The sequence below is a fragment of the Flavobacterium sp. Sd200 genome, from assembly GCF_009826935.1.
Lineage (GTDB): Bacteria > Bacteroidota > Bacteroidia > Flavobacteriales > Flavobacteriaceae > Flavobacterium.
The window spans coordinates 181,420-204,140 of the sequence record NZ_WUMN01000007.1; the positions used below are offsets into that span (position 1 = coordinate 181,420).

Here is a 22,721-nt window from a genome sequence, read left to right on the forward strand (position 1 = left end):
ATTTTGAGATTGTAAAAGAAGAAGTGTTCAAATAAATTTAACGTACAATGAAACAAACAGCTAACGAAACTCCGGAGACTGAAGAGAAAAATGTTGCCGCAGTAAATGAAACGCCCGAAACACCTGTTGCGGCAGAAGAAACAGCCGAGTCAAAACCAAAACCAGCGCGCACACGCAAACCTGCAGCGCCTAAATCTGCGGAAGTGCCTACAGAAGAACCTGTAGCCGAACCAGCTACTGGTGTTATTGAAATAGCAGAGGCAGTGATTGAAGAAACAACCGAAGTGGTTGAAGAAGAAGTGCAAGCTTCTGCTGAGGTTAAAGGAAAGAAGGCAAAAAACAAGCTGACTAAAAAAGCGAAGAAGAAGGCAAAAAAAGAAAAGAAGAAAAAAGAGAAATCTAAGAAAGCAAAAGCCAAGAAAAAAGCTAAAAAACAAAAAGCAAAAGATAAGGCTAAAGCTAAGAAGAAAGAAAAAGCCAAAAAGAAAGCGAAGGCTAAGAAAAAGGCTAAAAATAAAAAGAAGTAATTTTTTTAAAACCGGTATGATTTTTCATATCGGTTTTTTTGTTTTATAAAATTAAACACTCATTGTTAAAAAAATTAACAAAAATTACCGCTTCAAAAGTTTTTTGGCAGGGTTTATGTTGTGTCAAAGTCTAAAAAGTGATACTTTTGGCCAAACAGGTATGAAGTTTATAAGATGTCATATAGCTAATAAGGTTTTGTGCATGCTCATGGCATTGCACATACTCAATTTTAGTATAGACAACCCCCATACCCTTTTTGAGCATAATAAAGTAGACGCTGACTTTGACGAGGTAGACAGTATAGTAGAGCTCGTGCTTGAGGATGTGTTGCAAATTGAAGACGCTATCCCTGAAAATCACCGAAAAACCCCAATTACTTATAAGTTTAACGTAAAAAAAATGGTTTGGCTTTTTGAGGAATATAAAGCATTACAGTTTAAAAAAACAATAGCTGTAAACTTTAAACCTGCTGTTACCAATACCTTTTATTCGCACCAAATTTACAACTCTCCGCTGTTAAGTTTGTTCTCTCCTCCACCAGAGGTTTAAATACTATTTACCCGTACCAATTTAAGTGTATTGTCTTTTTGTTCTTAAAAGGCTTTATGCTGCATTTTCCATGTATTTAAATGGTTTGGTACTGTTGTGTTTTGCCGTTATGGGCAAAGCTATTCTTATAAATAGTATTTAATAAACAACATCATGATATTTAAAAAAATCACTGTACTCATGGCTGCTGGCCTATGGGGTGCAGTTGCTGTAGCACAGGCACCACAGCCGGTTACACTCACCATAAAGCAAGCCGAGGAGCTGTTTTTTAAAAACAACTTTATGCTGCTTGCCCAGCAGTATAATATAGATAAATCCGCCGCACAGATCATTCAGGCAAAAGTATATCCTAACCCCGAGGTGACTGCCGATATGATAGCCTATGAAGGTCAGAACTACAGAACATTTCCTACGGGCAGCGGCGGAAACTTTGCCGCAGGTTTTGAACAGCTTATTTTGTTAGGCGGTAAAAGGCGTGCACAGATAAACCTTGCCAAGACCGATAAAAAGCTGGCAGAGGCTGAGCTAACCGATATTACACGTAACCTGCAAATGCAAATATGGGAGGCGTTTTACACACTGCACAACCAACAAAAGGTTATAGAAAAATATAACAAACTGCTAGATAAGCTCGATTATCTTATTAGTGGTTACCAGGTGCAGGTAGATAAAAATAATATAGCGTTAAAAGACCTTGTGCGCCTAAAATCGGTTTATGTAAAAATAAACAACGACAAATCAGAAGAGACTGCTGTGCTCATAGAGCAGCAACAAAAACTTAACATCCTGTTAGGAATTACTGCATCTACACAAACGATTTATACCACAGAAGATGCCAACCTTTATGCAGACAACAGTGTGCTTTATGAAGATGTTTTGAGCAAGTCTAAAACAAACCGCCCCGATCTTAACGTAGCAAATCTGGAAATTGAGTCGGCCAAAATAAACGTGTCTTTACAAAAAAGGCTGGCTATACCTGATATTACCCTGCGTGCCGGATACAACCAACAGGGCGATGCATTTTTGCATCAGGCCAACGTGGGCATAGGCATACCGTTGCCCATTTTTGACAGGAACAGAGGTAATATACAAACTGCAAAGATTCAGGTAGAACAGGGGCAGAAGAATGCCGAATACAAACAGCTTCAGATTGAAAATGAAGTGCTTGCCGCTTACCAAAATTATACCCGCAGCGTTGAAGAATACAAACGCATCACTAAGCTTATTAACGAAGATTTTGATGCTGTTTTTGAGGGGATGAACAACAACTTCAGGAAAGGAAATGTATCGATGATAGAATTTGCCGACTTTTTTGAATCCTACAACGAGGCACAAACCGAAGTAGAAAGGGTTAAGGAACAACTTGCCCTTGCCGCCGCGCAAATTAATTATGTAACAGGAACCAAAAACTTTTAAAACATGAAAAATTCACAATATCTATATATAAGCGCCCTTACAGTATTAGCACTGGCAGGTTGCGAAAAGAAGACCGAAAATAAAGAGGCCGATGCCCCACAGCAGTTTGCCATGAGCGAAACCATGTATAAAGAGAGCACTTATGCTACCGCCACTACAGAGTTTGCCCAAAACGAAATCCGTTTATTTGGCAAGGTAGCTGCTGATAACAATAATCTCGCACAGGTGTTTCCGGCCGTTGGTGGAAATGTAATAAGCATTAAGGCAGAGTTGGGCGATTATGTGCAACAGGGGCAGCTTTTGGCAAGCATTCGCAGTAGCGAGGTGGCCGGTTTCCAGAGCCAGACGAGTGATGCCGATGCAAACCTTTCTATAGCAGAGCGCAACCTGCAAAGCGTTCAGGATATGTATGAAGGCAAGCTTGCATCTGAAAAAGAACTGGTTATGGCACAAAAAGAACTGGAAAAAGCCAAAGCCGAAAAGAGCAGGATGGGAGAGGTTAACAACATCTATCGCCTAAAAAGCGGATCGGTTTACAATATGTATGCACCTATAAGCGGTTATGTAGTGGCTAAAGATATTAGCCCTAACGAGTTGCTTTCAACAAACCGTGAGGAAGGAGTTTTTTCTATAGCCAAGCTCGATGACGTGTGGATACTTGCCAATGTAAACGAAAGCGACCTTAATAAGGTAAAGCAGGGGCAGGAGGTAAGCATACAAACTATTGCCTATCCGGATAAAAAAATAGCCGGAAAAATAGACCGTATATTTAATGTAATAGACCCTAACACGAGGGCTGCCAAAGCGGTTATAAAAGTGCACAATAAAGATGTGGCCCTGAAACCCGAAATGAATGCTACCGTAACGGTGCTGTATGCTGATACCGATAAGTATGTTGCCGTGCCCAGCGAGGCTGTGGTGTTTGACAAGAATAAAAACTTTGTTATGGTTTTTAAGGATAAGAACAATATCGAAACCCGTGAGGTTACCGTGTACCGCGCGCTCGATAAAACAACCTATTTATCGGCAGGACTGAAAGAAGGTGAGAAGATCATTGTAAAGAACAATTTACTGATCTATGATGCCATAAACGACTAAAGCAAACAGCAATGAATAAGTTAATAAAAAACATTATAGGCTTTTCGCTGCGCAATAAGCTGTTTACCTTTTTTTGGGTGGCACTTGTGGTTGTTGCAGGCGTTATAAGCTACAAGAACATTCCGGTAGAGGCTTTTCCGGATGTAACCAATACACAGATTATTATTGTAACCGAATGGAACGGCCGCAGTGCCGAAGAGGTGGAGCGTTTTGTAACATCGCCCATAGAGATAGCTATGAACGCGGTACAGAAAAAAACCAATGTGCGCAGTATTACCATGTTTGGGCTATCAGTTATCAAAATTATTTTTGATGATGACGTGGATGATACCTTCGCTCGGTTTCAGGTAAACAACCAGTTGCGCAACGTGCAGCTTCCGGATGATGTAGAGGCCGATGTGCAGCCACCTTACGGTCCAACCGGAGAAATTTTCCGCTACACCCTGCAAAGTGATACCCGCGATACCCGCGACCTTTTAACCATGCAAAACTGGGTTATAGACCGTCAGCTTAGGGCGGTTCCGGGTATTGCAGATGTTGTGGCCTTTGGTGGCCGTGAAAAGACTTACGAAATAGCCATAGACCCTATTGCACTGCAGAAATATGAGCTTACCTCGCCCGAGGTTTTCGCGGCAGTAAGCCAGGCCAACGTAAACGTAGGGGGTGATGTTATTGAGAAAAACGGGCAGGCTTATGTAGTTAAAGGTATAGGCCTGTTGGACAACAGGCAGGATATAGAGAACACCATTGTGGCTGAGCGTGATGGTAACCCTGTTCTTGTAAAGAATATTGCCAAGGTAAACATATCTAACGTGCCGCGTGTGGGGCAGGTGGGGCTTGACGATAATGACGACATGGTTGAAGGTATTGTGGTAATGCGCAAGAACGAAAACCCAAGTGAAGTGCTGGGCAGGCTAAAGGAAAAGATCGAAGACATCCGCGAAAATGTGCTGCCAAAAGATGTTAAGATGGTAACGTTTTATGACCGCGACAGGCTAATGGATTTTTGTACCAAAACGGTTACCCATAACCTTATGGAGGGTATTTTGCTGGTAACGGTAATTGTATTTCTTTTTATGGCCGACTGGCGTACTACGCTTATCGTGTCTATTATTATTCCGCTGGCGTTGCTGTTTGCCTTCCTGTGTCTTAAGCTTAAGGGTATGAGTGCCAACCTGCTTTCGCTTGGTGCGGTAGACTTTGGTATTATTATAGACGGTGCGGTGGTAATGGTAGAAGGGCTCTTTGTGGCACTCGACCATCTCCAGCATAAAATAGGCGAGGAACGATTTAACAAACTTTCTAAACTGGGGCTTATCCGTAAAGAAGGAACTAAATTGGGTATTGCTATCTTCTTTAGTAAACTCATCATTATATCAGGACTATTGCCAATTTTCTCTTTCGAGAAGGTAGAAGGTAAAATGTTCTCTCCATTAGCCTGGACACTGGGCTTTGCCTTGCTTGGTGCGCTTATATTTACCCTAACGCTCGTTCCGGTGCTGTGCTCTATCCTTTTAAATAAAAACGTAAAAGAAAAGCACAACCCTATTGTAGAGTTTTTCAATAAAATTGTTAGCAAAGGGCTAAGAGTAACCTTTGGTAACAAAAGAGCGTCAATAATAGTATCGGTAGTTATATTGGGCTTAACGCTGTTCTCGGCACGTTTTATGGGCACCGAGTTCCTACCGCCGCTTAACGAGGGTGCACTGTGGGTAACGGCAGAGCTGCCAATAAGCAACTCGCTTACAGAGAGTGTTAAGATGGCGAAGATTATCCGTAAAGAACTGCAGTCTTTTGATGAGGTAAACAACGTGCTGTCTCAAACCGGGCGCAGTAACGACGGTACCGACCCTAACGGTTTTGGGTTCCTGCAATTTCAGGTAGACCTTAAGCCTCATGAAGAGTGGAAAAGCAAGCTTACCGTTGACGGCCTTGTAGAGGAAATGAATAAAAAACTTAGCAAATATCAGGGTATTACCTATAACTATTCGCAACCGGTAATAGATAACGTAGCTGAAGCAGTAGCAGGCTTTAAGGCCAGCAATGCCGTAAAAATTTATGGCGAAGACCTTGCCGTTCTTGATAAAATTGCCAACGAGGTTATGGAAAAAATTATGCCTATAGACGGTATAAAAGATGTAGGTGTACTGCGCAATTTAGGTCAGCCAGGCATAAGCGTTAAGTTTGACGAAGAAAAAATGGCGCTGTATGGTGTTAATAAAAATGATGCCCAGAGCATACTGGAAATGGCTATAGGCGGTAAAACCGCCACCCAAAAATATGAGGGCGAAAAAAGGTTTGACATCAGGCTGCGCTATGAGCAGGACTACCGTAAAGACGAACAGGATATTATGGACCTTATGGTGCCTACGCTTCGCGGAAGCAAAGTTCCGTTAAAGGAAATTGCAACGGTTACTACCGAGACGGGGCCTGCATTTGTGTACCGCGATAATGCCAAGCGTTTTATTGGTGTAAAATTCTCGGTGCGCGACCGCGACCTTGGCGGTGCCATTGCCGAAGCCCAAGCTAAAGTAAAAACCCTTAAGTTGCCCGAAGGTTACACAGTTGGCTGGACAGGCGAGTATGAAAACCAGATACGCGCCAGTGCCAAACTTGCACAGGTAGTGCCCATATCGTTAGTGCTCATATTTGTGTTGCTGTTCATTATGTTCAGCAATATAAAAGATGCCTTGCTGGTGCTCATCAACGTGCCGTTTGCTATTATAGGGGGCATACTTGCATTGCAGCTAACGGGCATCAATTTTGGTATTTCGGCAGGGGTAGGGTTTATTGCGCTATTGGGAATCTGTATTCAAAATGGGGTAATACTCGTCTCAGAGTTCCATGCCAACCTTAAAGCCAAGCTCTCTCTTACTGATGCTATTGTAAACGGAGTAAAATCAAGAACACGACCAGTGGTAATGACGGCTTTAATGGCAGCTATCGGTCTTATGCCGGCAGCACTTTCTACCGGTATTGGGTCAGAATCTCAAAAGCCGCTTGCCATAGCCATTATTGGCGGTCTGGTTACGGCAACCATATTCACACTTTTGGTATTCCCCAATTTCTTTTACTGGGCAATGCGTAAAAAACATCAAAATTTAATGGAATAGTTTCTGATTATTTTGTTGTTCCGGCCGTCCGGGGAGTGTGGTTCTCCTTGGGCGGCCTTTTTTTATGTATAACGGCTCTATACTCTTGTATGAGTAGATTTAAACTGTTAAACCGATCTTTCATTTGGGGTTTTATCTATATTTGAAAAAATTTACCAAAGCATGAAACCTATTGCATATGCACTATTAATGGTTTTCTTTTCCTGCTCTGTTAGCAAAAACAATCAAAATTCGAGCAGTGCTGAAAAGGTCTTAACTGCTTCAGATACGATGGCTATAAGTGAAAAAAAGAGGCCACCCTACAATCCGGTAGATATAGATACTGTTAAAATTTTAAGAGAGGTGTATGTAACGACTTTTAAAGGTGCAGAAGTATTTGATGAAAAAGGTAAAAGTGAGTGGTGGGGGTTGCCTTTTGGAATCCATTTGGCAGTTATTAAAGAATTTGGAGATGAGTTGAGAGTAATAAGTATTTCAAGAGGGGAGCAAAATGCTAAAACCTTTTATCGTATAAATAAAAAAGATACAGATTTGGAAACAGAAATACCTTTGCCCGATCATTATTTAAATGAGCCGTTTTCGAATTTGTCCGAAAAGTATAAAGTAATTACGGAACCATCTTATTGGATACGTCAGGATTATTACACTAATGAGTCACTTGATAGAGGTTTTGATCCTGCTGAAATTAAGGATATCCAAATAAGTAGTGTAACAAGAGAGGCCTTTTTTTTAGCACAACCCAAAGGTAAAAAGTTGTTTTTTACAAACGATGCGGTAAAAAAGGTAAATGGTACAATTACTATAGCCGGGAAACAGTTTAAAGATTCGACTAACGATCCTTACCAAAACATTTATACCTATATAGGAGAATATCCGTTTCTTAACGCTTATGTTTTGGAATATATGTGCAGCGAATGCGAAGAGTATTCCTATGAAGTAGTGAGTAAGAAGGATGGTAGCGTTATGGGTTCTTACAGTAGTTTTCCTTACTATTCTCCTGATAAGAATACCATTATTTCTGTCGGTCAACTTTTTAGCGATTCCCCTATAGTAGTTAGTGTATATAAAGCTTCTCAAAAAGATGAGGTTTATGCCTATAAAGAATTTGGTTCCTGGATTCCGGTAGGAAATGCATTTTGGGGAACCGACGGCAATTTTTATACCGAGGCAATACCTTATATTACTGCTGTATCTTATTATAATAACAAAGAAAAGAGAGACAGGGAGCAATATAATTATAGATACCTTCAAATAAAAATTAAAGGACCTACAACTGAATATAATGAAGATTAAACCAAAAAATCCCCATTTGGGGATTTTTTATTTTGTAGTGTTTGGTATATTAAGGTGTAATGCTCTATATCTATGGCCTGCTGCCGGTAGCCAGCCTGTACAGTACGCCTATAATTGCCAAAACCAATAAAATGTGGATTAAAGATCCTACAGCTTCACCAAAGCCAAAGTATCCAACTGCCCATCCAATAAGGAGGATAACAACAATTAACCAGATTAAATCTCTCATGATAGTGTATATTAAAAGTTAGTAGGATAAAATTAGTCCATTACTTTTAGGCGGCAGTTGGCGTTAAGAATCCTTTAATAGCCAAAGTTTTCTTAATTAGGTAGTTGTAAATAAATCATGAAAAAAAAGCACCCTCAAAATTAAATCGCTATTTTTGTAAGGCTTTATAGAATTTTTACATTCATGCAAACTCCTTTAAAAATTGCAGTAGTGGGTTCAGGTCTTGTGGGTTCCCTTCTTGCAATATACCTAAAAAGAGCGGGACATACCGTTCATGTTTACGACCGCAGTACCGATATCAGGAAAACAGAATTTTCAGGACGTTCCATAAACCTTGCCCTGTCTAACCGTGGCTGGCGTGCCCTTGACGACCTTGGGCTAGGCGACGAAATAAGGCAGATCGCTATTCCTATGGATAAACGCGCTATACATATAGGTGATACTCTAAATTACCAATATTATGGCAAAGAGGGCGAGAGTATATACTCACTTTCGCGTGGACTGCTTAACCGAAGAATGGTAGACCTGGCTGAAGCCGAAGGCGTAGAGTTCTTTTTTGAAACACGCATTTGGGATGTAAACATGGCTGAGGCAACCCTGCAAACAGGCGAGACCGAACGTGGAGCGTGGACCGACCTGCCGTATGATAAAGTATTTGGAGCTGATGGTGCTTTTTCGAGGGTGCGCCACCGCATGCAGCGACAGAACAGGTTTAATTACTCTCAGGAATTTTTAAGTCTGGGCTATAAAGAGCTTAATATTCCGGCGAATGCCGACGGAACACACAAGCTCGATAAAAACTCTTTCCATATATGGCCTAAGCAGGATTTTATGCTTATAGCCATGCCTAATACCGACGGTAGCTTTACCTGCACCCTGTTTATGCCTTTTGAGGGAGAGAATTCTTTCGATAACCTTAAAGATAAAGCTACACTAGAGCAGTTTTTTGCGCTGCATTTTCCTTCTACCATAGATGTAATTCCAAATCTTGTTGAAGATTTCTTTAAAAACCCTACCAGTACATTAGTAACGGTTAAATGTTTTCCATGGACGTTTGAAGATAAAGTGGCACTTATTGGCGATGCCTGCCATGCTATAGTGCCTTTTTATGGTCACGGCATGAATGCCGGATTTGAAGATATTACCATACTCAACCAAAAAATGCAGCAGTATGGTGATGACTGGGTTACTATATTTAAGGAATATGAAAAAAGCCGTAAACCAAACGCCGATGCCATTGCCGAGCTTTCATACCGCAATTATATGGAGATGAGCTCTAAAACGGCCGATGCAAATTTTCATCTCCAAAAAAAGATAGAAAAGCATTTTAGCGAAAAACATCCTGACAAGTGGCTTCCGCTTTATAGTAGGGTAACGTTTAGTTTCCGTCCTTATAGTGAAGCCTTGGCTTTGGGCGACAGGCAAAAAGCAATTATGGATGAGGTTATGAAACTGGACAATATAGAAAATATTTGGGACACCCCACAGGTAGAGCAACGCATAATAGAACTTTTAGCCTAAGAGTTGTTGTAATAGTATTTAAGACTATTACGTAGATGGAATAAGTGCTTAGGTTAGTTATTTTTTAGCTACTAAAACGTTTTTCAAACTTAAAAAGTAGTATTTATATTACAATTTTAACGTTTTCGTGAGGTGTTCGCTTTAAAATGAAGCTCAAATAAACGCCGTTTAAATAAAATGTTTGCGTAAAGCAATAAATAAGCGTGATTTGTGTTATTTATAAGCAATCAATATTAATTTATTAAAATCATTAAAGATTGGCGGGTTTATGTTGCTAAAAATTGCTTTTGCATAAACAATAATCCGCAAAGAAGTGCTAAGGATTGGCTATTTTGACGATAAATTATTGTTAAGAATTGAGAAAAAAAATCATTTTATTTTTTTTTCCCACCTAATAATATAAATTTGCCAATCTATACAGCACAACGTATATCAATAAAAAACTATTATTATTAAAAAATCAGAAAACTAAATTTTTAAAAAAAATGGCAAACGCATCTGTTCAAAAGGTTGAAAAAAAAGAAGCATCTAAGGGGTCTAATGTATTTGCAGGCCTTGCAATCGTTATATGTCTTTTAGTGGGATTCTTAGTGTGGAAGTTTATAATGGGTAATCCTTCAAACTTTGAGGGCGGAACTACAGACGGCCATCCACATGGGTTTTTAGGTACAGTATATAAAGGAGGTCCTATCGTTGCTGTACTACTTGGGTTACTACTTACTTCGCTTGTGTTCTCTATCGAGAGGTTCTTTGTAATTGGTAAAGCTGCAGGTAAAGGTAACATCCAGACGTTTGTTGCTAAAGTACAGGCTCAAATCAAAAACGGTAACATTAGCGAGGCTATGGCTGAGTGCGACAAACAACAGGGTACTGTTGCTAATGTTGTAAAAGCTGGTCTTTTAAAATATGAAGAAGTTAAACACGAAGGTTTTGACAGCGAAAGAGCTGAGGCTGCTATCCAGCAGGAAATAGAGGAGTCTACTTCTCTTGAAATGCCAATGCTTGAGAAAAACCTTGTGGTTCTTTCTACTCTTGTATCTATCGGTACACTTGTTGGTCTACTTGGAACAGTATCTGGTATGATCAAAGCGTTCTCTGCAATGGGTGCAGGTTCTACTCCGGATTCAGCTCAGCTTGCGGTAGGTATCTCTGAGGCACTTATCAACACTGCAACTGGTATCGGTACTTCTACAATCGCGATCATTGCTTACAACCTTTTCACTACTAAGATCGATAAACTTACTTACTCTATCGACGAGGCTGGTTTCACAATTACCCAAACTTACAGAAGGTTTAGGGCTCGTGCTAACAACTAATTAATAGGTAAAGGTTTTAAAATAATAAGGCTTAAAAAGTGTATCTTTATATATAGGTACACTTTTGCTAAAGCCTTGGCTAAATAAAAAATATAAATGGCTAAACATAAAGTATCCAGAAAAAGTACAAGGATAGATATGACCGCGATGTGCGACGTGGCGTTCCTGCTGCTTTCGTTCTTCGTTATGACGGCTACTGCAAAGCAACCCGAGCCAAAACCGGTAGATACTCCTGCTTCTACAGTTATAGATAAACTTCCTGAAGAAGGTGTTGCTACTATTACTATAGGAGATAAAGAGGCGTTCTTTACCATTCCAAGGGCTTCAAGAAGAGGTACGCTTGAGCGCGTTAGCCAGGAAAAAGGAGTTTCTTTTACTGAGGCAGAAATGAAAACGTTCGAAAGTATGGACGGTTTTGGAGTGCCTTTAAACCAGCTTAAAGGTTTGCTTAGGAAAACTCCTGCTGTTAGAAACACTCCGGGCGTACAAAAAGGTATTCCTTATGACTCTATAAATAATGAGCTTGCTGTTTGGATTAAACAAGCAAGGGAAGCGCATAAAGCTATCTATGATGCACAACTCCAGGAAGGTAAAATTACTACTGAGGAGTTTGGTAAAAAAGCCGACCTTGGTATTGCTATTAAAGGTGATGCTAAAGAAGACTTTATGACGGTAAAAAGGGTTATTGATATTTTGCAGGAGCAAAAGAAAAATAGGTTCTTTTTAGTAACAGGACTACGTAACAAAGATTTTTAATATTATAAAAAGATAATATAAAATGGCAGAATTAAATACCGGCGGCGGCGGCGACGGCAAGAAAGTAAGAAGTAAAAAAAGCAACCCCGGGGTAGACCTTACCGCGATGGTGGATTTGGCTTTCCTTCTTATTACTTTCTTTATGCTTACCACTACGCTGTCTAAACCACAGTCTATGCCTTTGGCAATGCCGGAAAAAGACCCGAAAGATCAGCCTACTGATATCACTCCTGTTGAAGAAGATAGGATGATGACTATTCTTATTGGTAAAGACAGCAGGATTTTATGGTATATGGGTATGCTAAAAACTCCAAGAATTCAGCCTACTGAGGCTGCTTTTGGTAAAGATGGCATCAGAAAAGAAATACTTAAAAATACTGCTTATGCTAAACAGTTTGCTAAGAAAGAAGGAGATGGCTTAATAGTAAACATTAAGGCAAGTGATGCAGCGAGCTACAAAAACCTTGTGGATATTCTTGACGAAATGGCTATCAACAAAGTGCAGCTTTATGCAATAGGCGATATTACACCGGAAGAGATTACCCTTTTAAAAGACAAGGGCTTATATTAAGCTTTGGCGTTAAACCTTTAAAAATGTAAATTATGTCAAAACTGAATATATTTAACCAACAATGGATAGACCTTGTATTCGAGGGGCGCAATAAAAGCTATGGCGCTTATCAGTTAAGGTTAGAAAATCCAAAAACAACTACTGTTGCCCTTATTTTGGGTTGTGTATTTTTTGCAGGTGCTATTGGCACTCCTGTAATCTTGAGCAACATGAAATCAGATGAGGTAGCAGAAGATCAGACAGAGCAGATTATTGAAGTTGTAGATATACCAACACCGCCACCAGTAGAAGAGGTACTCCCTCCGCCGCCGCCGCCGGTAGAAGCATATCAGGCTCCAAAATCGATAGTAGAAGAGGTAAAGTTCAAACCTCTTGAAGCTAAGAAAAAAGAAGAAGTTCCTGAAGATCCACCGAAAGTGGAGCAGTTTAAAGAAGCTGACCCAAGTTCGCGTAACGCAGAGGCCAGCCCAACAGGAGATATCAATATTGATAAACCATCAGGTGACCTTGATAAAGGTGTTGAAGCTCCTGCAAACGATAATGCTGTATACAACTCAGCAGGTCTACAGGTTCAGCCTGAGTTTCCGGGCGGTATGGCTGCTTTCTACTCTTATGTAAACAAAAACTTCAGGATACCTGAACTTGATCAGGATATGACTGCAAGAATATATGTTTCGTTCGTTGTAGAAAAAGACGGTAGTCTTACAGCTATTAAAGTACTTAGGGATCCGGGTTACGGATTAGGTAAAGAAGCTGAGCGTGTGCTTAAATCGCTTAAGACCAAATGGTCTCCGGGTATCCAGAACGGTAAACCGGTTAGGGCTTCTTACAATCTTCCAATTACGATTAACATAAAATCATAATTAAAATATTAGCGATGGTTACTGGAAGAAAGTCCCGCTACGAAACACAGAAATCGCCCCTAAAGCGATTTCTGTTCGTTTTAGGCATAGTGTTTTTTTTATTATACCTGGTGTTGGGCTATATGCTTATCTTTACTGATAAAATCCCGCTTAACATAAACCACACGGGTAGGCTCTGGTTGGGTATAATTGTAATAATTTACGGCATACTGCGTTGTATAAGGCTGATACAGCAAAATAAGGAATAATTAAAGTATGGGTTTGTTATAAATACTGCTTGTCATTACCGATAATAATCAAGCTCGAATAAACATGAAAAATATTTATATAGCAGGTGCAGCATTACTATTTTCAGGTAGTTTGTTTTTTTCCTGTAAAAATGAAGCACAGACAAAAAAGGAGCAGCAGGTAGCTGACGAAACAATGCTTGCCGGGCAGATGACCCTGTATGTAGATAATACCATACAGCCCATTACCGAAGATGTTACGGCTGTTTTCAGCAGTATTTATCCAAAAGCCAATATTAAGCTCGTTGCACGTGGCGAGAGCGACATTGTAAACGGCATGCAGCACGACTCTGTTAGTGTGGCGGTGTTGAGCCGAATGCTAACAGATGCCGAGCAGGAATTGTTCACAAAAAAAAATATTAAACCAAGAATAAACCAATTTGCAACCGATGCGATTGCGTTTATAACCAATAAAACTGCTGTAGATACTACTCTTAACCTCGAAGAGGTTTATAAGGTTATGCAGGGAAAACCTTCTGCGCGAGTAAAACAATTGGTGTTTGAAGGGGCAAGTTCGAGCCCGCTTCAAATGTTAATGAAATCGGCAGAAGTTGCAAAAATCCCTTCAAATAGCGTATATTCGCTAAACAGCACCCGCGAAGTTATAGACTTTGTGCAGAAAAACCCTGGTGCTATTGGGGTTATAGGCGTAAACTGGCTGGTTCAGCCTGCACCTGATATGGAGGCCTCCATAAAAAATATCAGTGTGCTTGCCGTTGATAATGTTAAAATTTCGAAAGGCGAAAAAAAATATTTTAAGCCTTCCCAAAGCAACATTGCCGATGGTTCTTACCCACTTACACGCAAATTATATGTGTTAAATTACCAGGGTAAGCTTGGCTTGGGCATGGGTTTTGCAAATTATATAACTGCACCCGACGGTCAAAGAATTGTTTTAAAATCAGGCCTTGTACCCACAGAGATCCCACCAAGGGAAATAGAGGTGCGTGGCGAACTATAGTATAACACAACAAAATAAAAAGAAGAAACTAAAAGATTATCAAGATGAAAGATTTAAAGTTCCTCGGTTTATCTTTTTTGCTTTTTGGTGCAGCGGCGAACGCTCAGGATGCCAACGAAGCTAAAAAGGCAATTGATGCCGAACAATTTCAAAAAGCAAAAACAATTTTAAAGTCGCTTATAGCTTCTACACCGGATGACGGTAAAAATTACTTTTTGCTTGGAGATGTTTATTTAACTCAAACAGTTCAGGATAGTGCTGCACTTTACTTTAATAAAGGTCTTGCTGCTAAAGACAACCCTGAGTATAACAATATTGGTCTTGGTCATATCGATCTTAATGCTAACAATGCCGCAGCTGCCCAGGCCAAATTTGCCGCTGTAGAGAAAGATCTTAGGAAAAAGGATGTTGAGCAGTTGGTTTACATTGGACGTGCTTACATTTATGCCGATAACCCTGACTACAAAAAAGCTGTTGCTGTGCTTAACAAAGCTGTAGAAAAAGACAGCAAAAATGCTTTGGCTTATATGTACCTTGGCGAAGCTTATTACCGCGACAGAGACCAAAACAATGCTTACAAAAACTACCGCACTGCTACTACTTTAGACCCTTCTCTTTTAAGGGCTAAATTACAGCTTGGTGTAATTACAAAAAATACAAGGGCTGCTTTCCCGGAGGCTGTTAAGGCGTTTAACGATATCATTGCAGTTAATGCTAACTACGGTCCGGTTTACAGAGAGCTTGCCGAGACTTACTACCTGTGGGGTAACACAGAAACTTCTAAAAAAACGGAATACAACGCGAAAGCTCTTGGTTTCTATGAAAAATACATGAGCCTTACCGATTATTCTCTTGACTCAAGGATGAGGCATGCTGACTTCCTGCTTTTAACAGGCGACTACAAAGCGCTTGAAGCAGAAGCTCAGAAAATGCAGCAAATGGATAAAGTTAATCCACGTATACTTCGCTATGCCGGTTATGCCGCCTATGAGAATGGTAACTATGATGCGAGTGTAAAAGCTATTAGCGAATTCATTAACAAAGTAGAGCCAAAGCGTGTAATTGCGCGTGATTACCTTTACCGTGGTCTTGCTAATCTTGCCACTGTTGTTGGTAAAGATGCAGAAGGGAACAGTACAATTACTGACCAGGCTAAATTTGATGCTGCCATTGCAGATATTAAAAAAGCGGCTGAGACAGATGCTAAAATTACCAACGAATTTAACGATATAGGTAAAAAACTATTCTCTCAAAAACTATACAGCCCTGCGGCTGCAGTATTTGAGGTTGCTGCAGCAAGCCCAGAAAATAAAAATGCATTTTATGATAACTTCTATCTTGCATATTCTATTTACTACGGTCACGTAAACAAATCGGATGCTGATAAAAAGGCGAATACAGAGCAGCTTCTTAAAGCAGATGCGGCACTTGATAAAGTGATCGAACTTTCGGCTACATCTCAGGATGCTTACCTGTTTAAAGCAAGGATTAACAGGAACCTGTCTACTGACGATGCCTATGCTAAAATGGCAAAAGCTTATGATGGTTACATCAAGATAGTAAATGAGGCGGGTGCTGCTGAGACTTCTAAGCCGGCAGTAATTAAAAATCTTGTTGAGGCTTATGATAACGCAGGTGCTTATTATGCCGTTACTGATAAAGCGAAGGCTAAAGACTACTTCTCTAAAGCTGTAGCTCTTGATCCTAACGATACTTATGCTAAAGGAGAGCTTAAAAAATTGTAATACATTATAAGTTATACACTAAAGACCGGCTAATGTCGGTCTTTATGTTTTTATACACTGCTGTAAATTAATTACGTATCTTTGCAGCCTATTTGAAATGAAATGCTGAAGAAGGAAATACAAATAGAGGTAGAAAAAGGTGAAATGCTGCCCCTAATGGAAGAATTCTATACCATTCAGGGTGAAGGATACCACACCGGAACTGCCGCTTATTTTATACGTGTGGGAGGCTGCGATGTAGGCTGCCATTGGTGCGATGTTAAAGAAAGCTGGAATGCTGATTTGCACCCGCCAACGAATACTGATGATATTGTTGCAAAAGCTGCAAAAGAAGCCAAGACCATTGTAGTTACAGGCGGGGAGCCGCTTACCTGGGATATGGGGCCGCTTACTGCCAAACTGAAAAATGCAGGTTTAAGGGTGCATATAGAAACTTCGGGTGCCTATCCGCTTAGCGGGCAATGGGACTGGATTTGCCTTTCGCCAAAAAAGACTAAATTGCCAACTGAGGAAATTTATGAGCATGCACATGAGCTTAAAATGATCATTCATAATAAGCATGATTTTATTTTTGCAGAAGAACAGGCAGCTAAAGTTAATGACAATGCCATATTGTTCCTGCAGCCAGAATGGAGTAAAAAAGAGGATGTAACTCCAATGATTGTTGATTATGTAATGCAAAATCCTAAATGGAGGGTGTCCCTGCAAACGCATAAATATCTAAATATACCGTAACAACTAACACAATAATAAAATGAAAAGATTACTTTTAGCCGTAGCCTTTATGTTTGCAACACAGTTTGCAATGTCTCAAACTGCTGCAAAACCTGCCGATCCGGCCCTGAAAAAAGAAGTTATAAGACTATTAGATCTTAGCGGTGCTAATGCACAGTATGAAGTGGCTATAGACCAGATCGTAAAAAGCGTAGCTGCCGATAAACAGGCAGCATTTAAAAAGGAGATCATGGAATCTTTAAAAGGCCTTAACGATAAAATTGCCGATATTTATCTACAGGAATTTACAGCTGAGGATATTAAAGCTATGATTAAATATTATGAAAGCCCTATTGGTAAAAAGCAGGCTTCTAAAGCAGGGGTCCTTGCAGAAAAAGGCCAGGCTGCCGGTATGGAGTGGGGTCAAAGCCTACAGGGTGTAATGATGAAATATATGGAGTAGGCATCAGAATTTTAGATGACAGACTTATGATAATAGACAAAATCCCGCAATTGCGGGATTTTGTGTTTTTATATACTAAGTTTTGCCAGATAATCATAATGTTCACCTTCTAAAACAAGTTCGCATTGAAGGCCGTTGGCATTGGCAGCATTTTGCAATGTATTATAGTCTAAATACAACCAGTCAAAAGGTTCTTCGGTTTCGTTTTTATATTTTACATTAAAAATTACTTCGCCATAATAGTCAATGCCGCTGGGTATCCACTTGCCGCCATCGTCGTCTTCGTCAAACATATATATAATATCCGATGAGTCCAGTAATATCTGTCCGCCTTCATTGAGCAAAGATTTTAATTTGGTAAGGAACCCTGATATGTTTTTAAGTTTTCCGCTAAGCCCTACACCGTTCATCAATAAAATAATGGTGTCGTAGCTGCCTTCATGTTCCATAAAATTGCCTGCAATGGCATTTTTTACCCCGCGAAGTTTACATGCCTCAATAGCATTTGCAGAAATGTCTATTGCTGTAACTTCGAAATCACGGTTGTTTTGCAGGTACAGGCTATGGCTTCCGGCACCGCATCCCACATCAAGCACTTTACCCTTTGCCAACTGCAAAGCCTTTTTTTCTATGGCAGGCATTTCCTTATAATCCCTAAAGAGGTAGGCCACACTCATAACATCCTCTTCAGATATTGATGTTTCGGTAATCAGGTCTTCTGGCGAATTTCCGGTTTGATAATCAAGTATGGCTTTGCCTATAAGGTCTTTCATTTTTTTATACTTTTGCAGTCGGATTGATAAATGTAATGCGGAATGGAAAATTTTTTAAAGCAACTTCCTAAGCTTGCCAAAGATAAGCATAACGAGAACAAAAAGTTTTTTGATAAGCTTAAAAAGAAGGCTCCGAAAAATTTAGACTACGTTATGCAGGAGCTGCACGACCGCGAGTTTAAAAAAACCGACTGCCTTAGTTGTGCCAATTGCTGCAAGACAACTGGGCCATTGTTTACGCTTGCCGATATAGAGCGCATTGCCAAACACTTTAGGCAAAAGCCTCAGCAATTTATAGATAAATATCTGCGCATAGACGAAGATAACGACTATGTATTGCAAAGTGTTCCCTGTACATTTCTGGATGGCGAAAATTACTGCCTTATTTATGATGTACGCCCGAAGGCATGCCGTGAGTTTCCGCATACCGATAGGAAAAAATTTCAGCAAATAAGTAACCTTACCCTTAAAAATGTTGCTATTTGCCCTGCGGCTTATAATATAGTGGAGGAAATGAAAAAGAGGGTGCAGGTGTAAGCAGATTTTTTTTAGTTTTACATAAAACAAAGCAATATGCCAAAATTCAACTCCCTCACCCCTATGTTTTGGACAACAGAAGTTGCACAAACAGTTGTTTTTTATACTGAAGTGTTAGGATTTGAGTGCGGAGTGCAGGAAGAGGGCTGGGCAGTGTTGCTTAAGGATGAAATTGAAATTATGCTGGCGTATCCAAATGGTCATGCCGAGTTTGGCAGCCCAATGTTTACAGGCTCGTTCTATATAAATACAAGTGATGTAGATATGCTTTGGGAAAAACTGAAAGATAATTGCAACATTTGCTACCCCATTGAAGATTTTGAATATGGTATGCGTGAGTTTGCCATTTATGACAATAACAATTATATACTACAGTTTGGTCAACCTTTAAACCAATAATTATATGAAACTTATTCGCTTAGTCCTGATGTTTGCGGTAGTGTCTTTTGCCATATCTGGTATTATGTTTTATCTTGGCGATGGTGTAATACAGGCTACTTGGGGTGCTAAGTTTGGCGAAATTGGGGTTATGGCCATTTTTATTTTTATATTCCTAATCATAATTTACAGTATTGCAAAGGCTGTGGCAAAAGGTGCAGCGGCTGCAAGAAGAAAAAGCTTTCCTCAAAATAATCAGGATAAACTATAAGGCTTTGCACTAATCAATCAGAGCTGTTTTAATTGATTAATGCAAGCAAATTGCCTGATTTATGTAAATTATTAGTTTAATTAGTGGCTAAAAAATTTATGCAGCAATTTCTTCATGTTGCTTTAATTCACCCACAAAGCTTTCTATGCTGTGTATTTTATCTTCAATATATTCCAGCAGCCCTTCAATTTTATCCCTTACATATTCAAAAAAGGCAATAATGTCTTCTACATAGCCTTTTGCTTTTTCAACAAAGCGAAGAATGTATTCTATAACGTCGTTTAATTTTTCAGTAATATTCATAGCCAAAGGATTTTTAGTGTTTATGATACCTGAAAATTACAAAACCCATTTAACACACTAAAATACTTTGTATAAAAATTAAGAATACAAAAGGGTTATTCTCCATATATAAGATACGGTTTTCGCATAGTCCTGAATTTTTCCAGTCCGGGTTCCCAGCTCTTACGAATTTCCCATTGCGTTTTTCCGGCCTCTATTTGTTGCTGTAAATTTTTTGTGCCTGCCAGTTTGGTAAAGAACGGAATAAAAAATTTTGATTTGTCCTGTGTAGTATTATATGCTTTAATGAGCCATTTCAGTTCTATACGGGTAACTCTTGGAGCATTTGTTAGATCCTGCCCGTAGCAAACCACACCTTTATATTGCGGATCTTTAGCTCCTTCGTTAGGTTGTGGGGTAAAATTAAATCCGGTGTCGGGCAGGTAGGGCGAACCATATAACTGAAATTGCTTGTTAGTGCCTCGTCCCATACTAACGTTAGTACCTTCAAAAAAACAAAGACTGGCATATAGGTTTATGGCCTGGTCATTGGGCAGGTTAGGCGAGGGTTTTACAGGCAGGCTGTATGGCATGTCTCTTTTATAATTACTGCACGGTATTACTGTTAGCTTGCATTGCACACCATCTTTAAGCCATTTTTCGCCGTTTATCATTTGTCCATATTCGCCAATGGTCATGCCGTGCAGGGTAGGTATGGGGTGCATGCCTATAAAACTGGTGTGTTCTTTTTCTAAAACAGGACCATCTACCATGCTGCCATTTGGGTTTGGTCTGTCTAAAATTATAAGCGGAATGTTGTTTTCGGCACAGGCTTCCATTATATAATGTAAAGACGATATATAAGTGTAAAAACGTGCTCCCACATCCTGTAGATCAAAAACAAGTACATCGATGCCGTCAAGCTGTTCCGGCTTAGGCTTTTTGTTGTTGCCATAAAGAGATATAATAGGCAGTCCGGTTTTGGTGTCTTTACCGTCTTTTATAAGTTCGCCTGCATCGGCAGTGCCACGAAAGCCATGCTCCGGAGCAAAAATTTTGGTAAGACTAACATTTTTTGCAATCAAAAAATCAACAATATTCTCTAATTTTCCGTTTGCAGCAACAGTCCCGGTCTGGTTTGTAACTATTCCAACTTTTTTGCCTTTTAAAAGGGGCAGGTATTTCTCATAATTGTCAGATCCGGTTTTTATCTCGGTGTTTACATTAATAGTAGTTGTTGCCGGGTTACGGTCTATTATCTTTTCTCTATTATCTGTAGGCTCAGCTTTTTTTCCGCATGCGGCAATCAGTATTAATGAGAATAAAACTGTATTTTTGAAAACCGAATATACCATATAACGTTGAATTTAGAATATTTTATAGCCAAAAGGCTCGTTAGCGCCAAGAACCATAAAAGTAGTATATCTGCGCCAATTATAAAAATTGCCATAGTGGCCATTGCCATAGGCATAATTATGATGGTTGTGGCTATTGCCACGGGTGTGGGGCTGCAGGATAAGATACGCGAAAAAATATCGGCGTTTAACGGAGATATTATTATTACTAATTTCGACGATAATCAATCGGAGGTTAGCGTAGAGCCTATTTCTCTAAAGCAGGATTTTTATCCAAAGTTTAAAAGCGTCCAGGGCATAAGCCATATTCAGGCAATTGCAAGTAAGGCCGGTATAATCCGAACGGCACAGGCTTTTGAAGGAATTATATTTAAAGGTGTGGGCAAAGACTATAAGTGGGATGCGCTGCAGGAATATATTATAGAGGGGCGCATACCGAATTTGAAAGCGTCGCTTAATACCGAAGTAATATTGTCGCAGCATTTGGTAAACAAACTCAATCTTAAAGTAGGCGATAAGTTTAATACCTTTTTTATGAAACAGGGCGGCAATGGCATGCCCAATTTGCGCAGATTCGAATTGGTAGGGATTTATACATCGGGATTTCAGGAATTTGATGCGGCTTATATGATTGGAGATATTCGCCATGTGCAGCGCATGAACAAATGGAACCAGGATCAGGTAGGGTCTTTCGAGGTGTTTCTTGCTGATTTTAATCAAATGCAGCAAAAGGGAGAAGAGGTGTATAAGGCAATACCGAGCACCCTTAACAGTATAACCATACAGGAAAAATATGTTAACATATTTGAGTGGCTTAAGCTTTTTGATGTAAATATTTTAGTAATAATAGTTATTATGATAGTTGTAGCTACTATAAATATGGTAGTAGCACTGCTGGTACTAATACTTGAGCGCACCCAAATGGTAGGTATGCTCAAAGCATTAGGGGCAACCAACTGGAGTATCCGTAAAATATTTTTATACAATGCGGCTTATCTTATTATAAAAGGACTGTTTTGGGGTAATCTAATAAGTATAACACTGCTTTTAATACAAAAATATTTTGGTGTTGTAACCCTTCGCCCCGAAAATTACTATGTAAGTGTTGCGCCTGTAACCATAGATGTACCTGCTATACTCATAATTAATGCCGGAACCGTAATAGTATGTTTGGCATTATTGCTTATACCGTCCTACCTTATTACCAAAATATCTCCGGTAAAAGCACTGCGTTATGAATAATTCTAAATAGGATATTCTATTTGCCTTTTTAAAAAGATATATACCTATACTTGCATCTCACCCTTTAATATATTAGAAGAGGATTTATCTCCTGTATTACCAAATCCATAATCATGCCTTTAAAAAAGATTGCTGTGGTGTATATCTTTTAAAAAATCTCAGTTGGTCTTATTAATTCGGCAATATCCTAAAAAAACTTTCAGGAAAAGTGTTGTTGTAAAGTATGGGTAGACAGTGAGTTAATAAAAACTTAAAAAAAAGATTAAAAAAAGGTTATATAAAAGCTTGCGAAAGTAAAAAAGAGTGGTACTTTTGCACCCGCAATCAAGCACAAGTTCACTGACAGACTGACACAAGCAATAAGAAGAGAAAACCTTTATATACTAAGAGTTTTGCTGTAAAGGCGGAGCTAGATTAATAGAGGAAAGCATCGAAAAAAAAGTTTAAAAAAAGTTTGCAT

23 protein-coding genes are annotated in these 22,721 nt (G+C 39.5%); 19 read left to right on the forward strand and 4 right to left on the reverse strand.

The window, feature by feature from the left end; all coding sequences use genetic code 11:
* The first annotated feature begins 47 nt into the window (after positions 1-47).
* From GR160_RS19335 to GR160_RS16760, 6 genes are all read left to right on the forward strand, one after another.
* Positions 48-527, forward strand: coding sequence for a hypothetical protein (locus tag GR160_RS19335; RefSeq protein ID WP_202390807.1), 480 nt, complete (start codon positions 48-50; stop codon positions 525-527).
* A 160-nt stretch (positions 528-687) separates the two neighbouring features.
* On the forward strand, positions 688-1,077 hold the full coding sequence (locus GR160_RS16740) for a hypothetical protein (protein ID WP_160751041.1): 390 nt from the start codon (positions 688-690) through the stop codon (positions 1,075-1,077).
* 153 nt (positions 1,078-1,230) lie between these two features.
* Positions 1,231-2,493 carry a TolC family protein gene (locus GR160_RS16745; protein ID WP_160751042.1) on the forward strand — a complete coding sequence of 421 codons (1,263 nt, stop codon included), beginning with the start codon at positions 1,231-1,233 and terminating at the stop codon, positions 2,491-2,493.
* 3 nt (positions 2,494-2,496) lie between these two features.
* The gene (locus tag GR160_RS16750) at positions 2,497-3,591 is read left to right on the forward strand and encodes an efflux RND transporter periplasmic adaptor subunit (protein WP_160751043.1); all 1,095 of its coding nucleotides are present in this window, start codon (positions 2,497-2,499) and stop codon (positions 3,589-3,591) included.
* An 11-nt stretch (positions 3,592-3,602) separates the two neighbouring features.
* Positions 3,603-6,704: an efflux RND transporter permease subunit gene (locus GR160_RS16755; protein ID WP_160751044.1), complete on the forward strand. Its 3,102-nt coding sequence runs from the start codon at positions 3,603-3,605 to the stop codon at positions 6,702-6,704.
* A 162-nt stretch (positions 6,705-6,866) separates the two neighbouring features.
* Entirely contained in the window at positions 6,867-7,997 is a 1,131-nt protein-coding gene (locus tag GR160_RS16760; RefSeq protein ID WP_160751045.1) for a hypothetical protein, read from the forward strand.
* 70 nt (positions 7,998-8,067) lie between these two features.
* On the opposite strand, the gene GR160_RS16765 is transcribed toward GR160_RS16760, so the two are convergent.
* Positions 8,068-8,226 carry a lmo0937 family membrane protein gene (locus tag GR160_RS16765; protein ID WP_160751046.1) on the reverse strand — a complete coding sequence of 53 codons (159 nt, stop codon included), beginning with the start codon at positions 8,224-8,226 and terminating at the stop codon, positions 8,068-8,070.
* 183 nt (positions 8,227-8,409) lie between these two features.
* Here GR160_RS16765 and GR160_RS16770 point away from each other — a divergent pair, with 183 nt between their 5' ends.
* The 9 genes from GR160_RS16770 (at position 8,410) to GR160_RS16810 (ending at position 17,423) form a co-directional block, all read left to right on the forward strand.
* A complete protein-coding gene (locus GR160_RS16770) occupies positions 8,410-9,747 on the forward strand; it encodes an NAD(P)/FAD-dependent oxidoreductase (protein ID WP_160751047.1) in 1,338 nt (445 codons plus the stop codon).
* Positions 9,748-10,232: 485 nt separating this feature from the next.
* Positions 10,233-11,063: a MotA/TolQ/ExbB proton channel family protein gene (locus GR160_RS16775; protein ID WP_160751048.1), complete on the forward strand. Its 831-nt coding sequence runs from the start codon at positions 10,233-10,235 to the stop codon at positions 11,061-11,063.
* Positions 11,064-11,159: 96 nt separating this feature from the next.
* Positions 11,160-11,819 (forward strand): biopolymer transporter ExbD, encoded by a 660-nt coding sequence (locus GR160_RS16780; protein ID WP_160751049.1) that lies wholly within the window; start codon positions 11,160-11,162, stop codon positions 11,817-11,819.
* Between the two features lie 22 nt (positions 11,820-11,841).
* Positions 11,842-12,390 (forward strand): biopolymer transporter ExbD, encoded by a 549-nt coding sequence (locus tag GR160_RS16785; protein WP_160751050.1) that lies wholly within the window; start codon positions 11,842-11,844, stop codon positions 12,388-12,390.
* A gap of 32 nt (positions 12,391-12,422) precedes the next feature.
* Positions 12,423-13,253 (forward strand): energy transducer TonB, encoded by an 831-nt coding sequence (locus GR160_RS16790; protein ID WP_160751051.1) that lies wholly within the window; start codon positions 12,423-12,425, stop codon positions 13,251-13,253.
* Between the two features lie 312 nt (positions 13,254-13,565).
* Positions 13,566-14,501 (forward strand): PstS family phosphate ABC transporter substrate-binding protein, encoded by a 936-nt coding sequence (locus GR160_RS16795; RefSeq protein WP_160751052.1) that lies wholly within the window; start codon positions 13,566-13,568, stop codon positions 14,499-14,501.
* Between the two features lie 44 nt (positions 14,502-14,545).
* Positions 14,546-16,246, forward strand: a complete 1,701-nt coding sequence (locus tag GR160_RS16800; protein WP_160751053.1) for a lipopolysaccharide assembly protein LapB — start codon at positions 14,546-14,548, stop codon at positions 16,244-16,246.
* A gap of 102 nt (positions 16,247-16,348) precedes the next feature.
* The gene (locus GR160_RS16805; protein ID WP_160751054.1) at positions 16,349-16,981 is read left to right on the forward strand and encodes a 7-carboxy-7-deazaguanine synthase QueE; all 633 of its coding nucleotides are present in this window, start codon (positions 16,349-16,351) and stop codon (positions 16,979-16,981) included.
* A 19-nt stretch (positions 16,982-17,000) separates the two neighbouring features.
* Complete coding sequence (locus GR160_RS16810) at positions 17,001-17,423, forward strand: DUF2059 domain-containing protein (protein ID WP_160751055.1); 423 nt, start codon at positions 17,001-17,003, stop codon at positions 17,421-17,423.
* Positions 17,424-17,491: 68 nt separating this feature from the next.
* Here the strand turns inward: GR160_RS16810 and GR160_RS16815 are convergent, their stop codons facing one another.
* Positions 17,492-18,196, reverse strand: a complete 705-nt coding sequence (locus tag GR160_RS16815; protein WP_160751056.1) for a bifunctional 2-polyprenyl-6-hydroxyphenol methylase/3-demethylubiquinol 3-O-methyltransferase UbiG — start codon at positions 18,194-18,196, stop codon at positions 17,492-17,494.
* Between the two features lie 42 nt (positions 18,197-18,238).
* Between GR160_RS16815 and GR160_RS16820 the strand changes: the two genes are divergently transcribed.
* The 3 genes from GR160_RS16820 to GR160_RS16830 are packed head-to-tail and all read left to right on the forward strand — an operon-like array spanning position 18,239 to position 19,382.
* The gene (locus GR160_RS16820) at positions 18,239-18,733 is read left to right on the forward strand and encodes a YkgJ family cysteine cluster protein (RefSeq protein ID WP_160751057.1); all 495 of its coding nucleotides are present in this window, start codon (positions 18,239-18,241) and stop codon (positions 18,731-18,733) included.
* A 36-nt stretch (positions 18,734-18,769) separates the two neighbouring features.
* Entirely contained in the window at positions 18,770-19,132 is a 363-nt protein-coding gene (locus tag GR160_RS16825) for a VOC family protein (protein WP_237421243.1), read from the forward strand.
* A gap of 4 nt (positions 19,133-19,136) precedes the next feature.
* A complete protein-coding gene (locus tag GR160_RS16830; protein WP_160751058.1) occupies positions 19,137-19,382 on the forward strand; it encodes a hypothetical protein in 246 nt (81 codons plus the stop codon).
* 96 nt (positions 19,383-19,478) lie between these two features.
* On the opposite strand, the gene GR160_RS16835 is transcribed toward GR160_RS16830, so the two are convergent.
* Together GR160_RS16835 and GR160_RS16840 are read right to left on the reverse strand one after the other, a co-directional pair.
* Positions 19,479-19,685, reverse strand: coding sequence for a hypothetical protein (locus GR160_RS16835; RefSeq protein ID WP_160751059.1), 207 nt, complete (start codon positions 19,683-19,685; stop codon positions 19,479-19,481).
* Positions 19,686-19,780: 95 nt separating this feature from the next.
* On the reverse strand, positions 19,781-21,019 hold the full coding sequence (locus GR160_RS16840) for an exo-beta-N-acetylmuramidase NamZ domain-containing protein (protein WP_160751060.1): 1,239 nt from the start codon (positions 21,017-21,019) through the stop codon (positions 19,781-19,783).
* A 6-nt stretch (positions 21,020-21,025) separates the two neighbouring features.
* On the opposite strand from GR160_RS16840, the gene GR160_RS16845 reads away from it, so the two are divergent.
* Complete coding sequence (locus GR160_RS16845; protein WP_160751061.1) at positions 21,026-22,261, forward strand: ABC transporter permease; 1,236 nt, start codon at positions 21,026-21,028, stop codon at positions 22,259-22,261.
* The last annotated feature ends 460 nt before the right edge of the window (positions 22,262-22,721 follow it).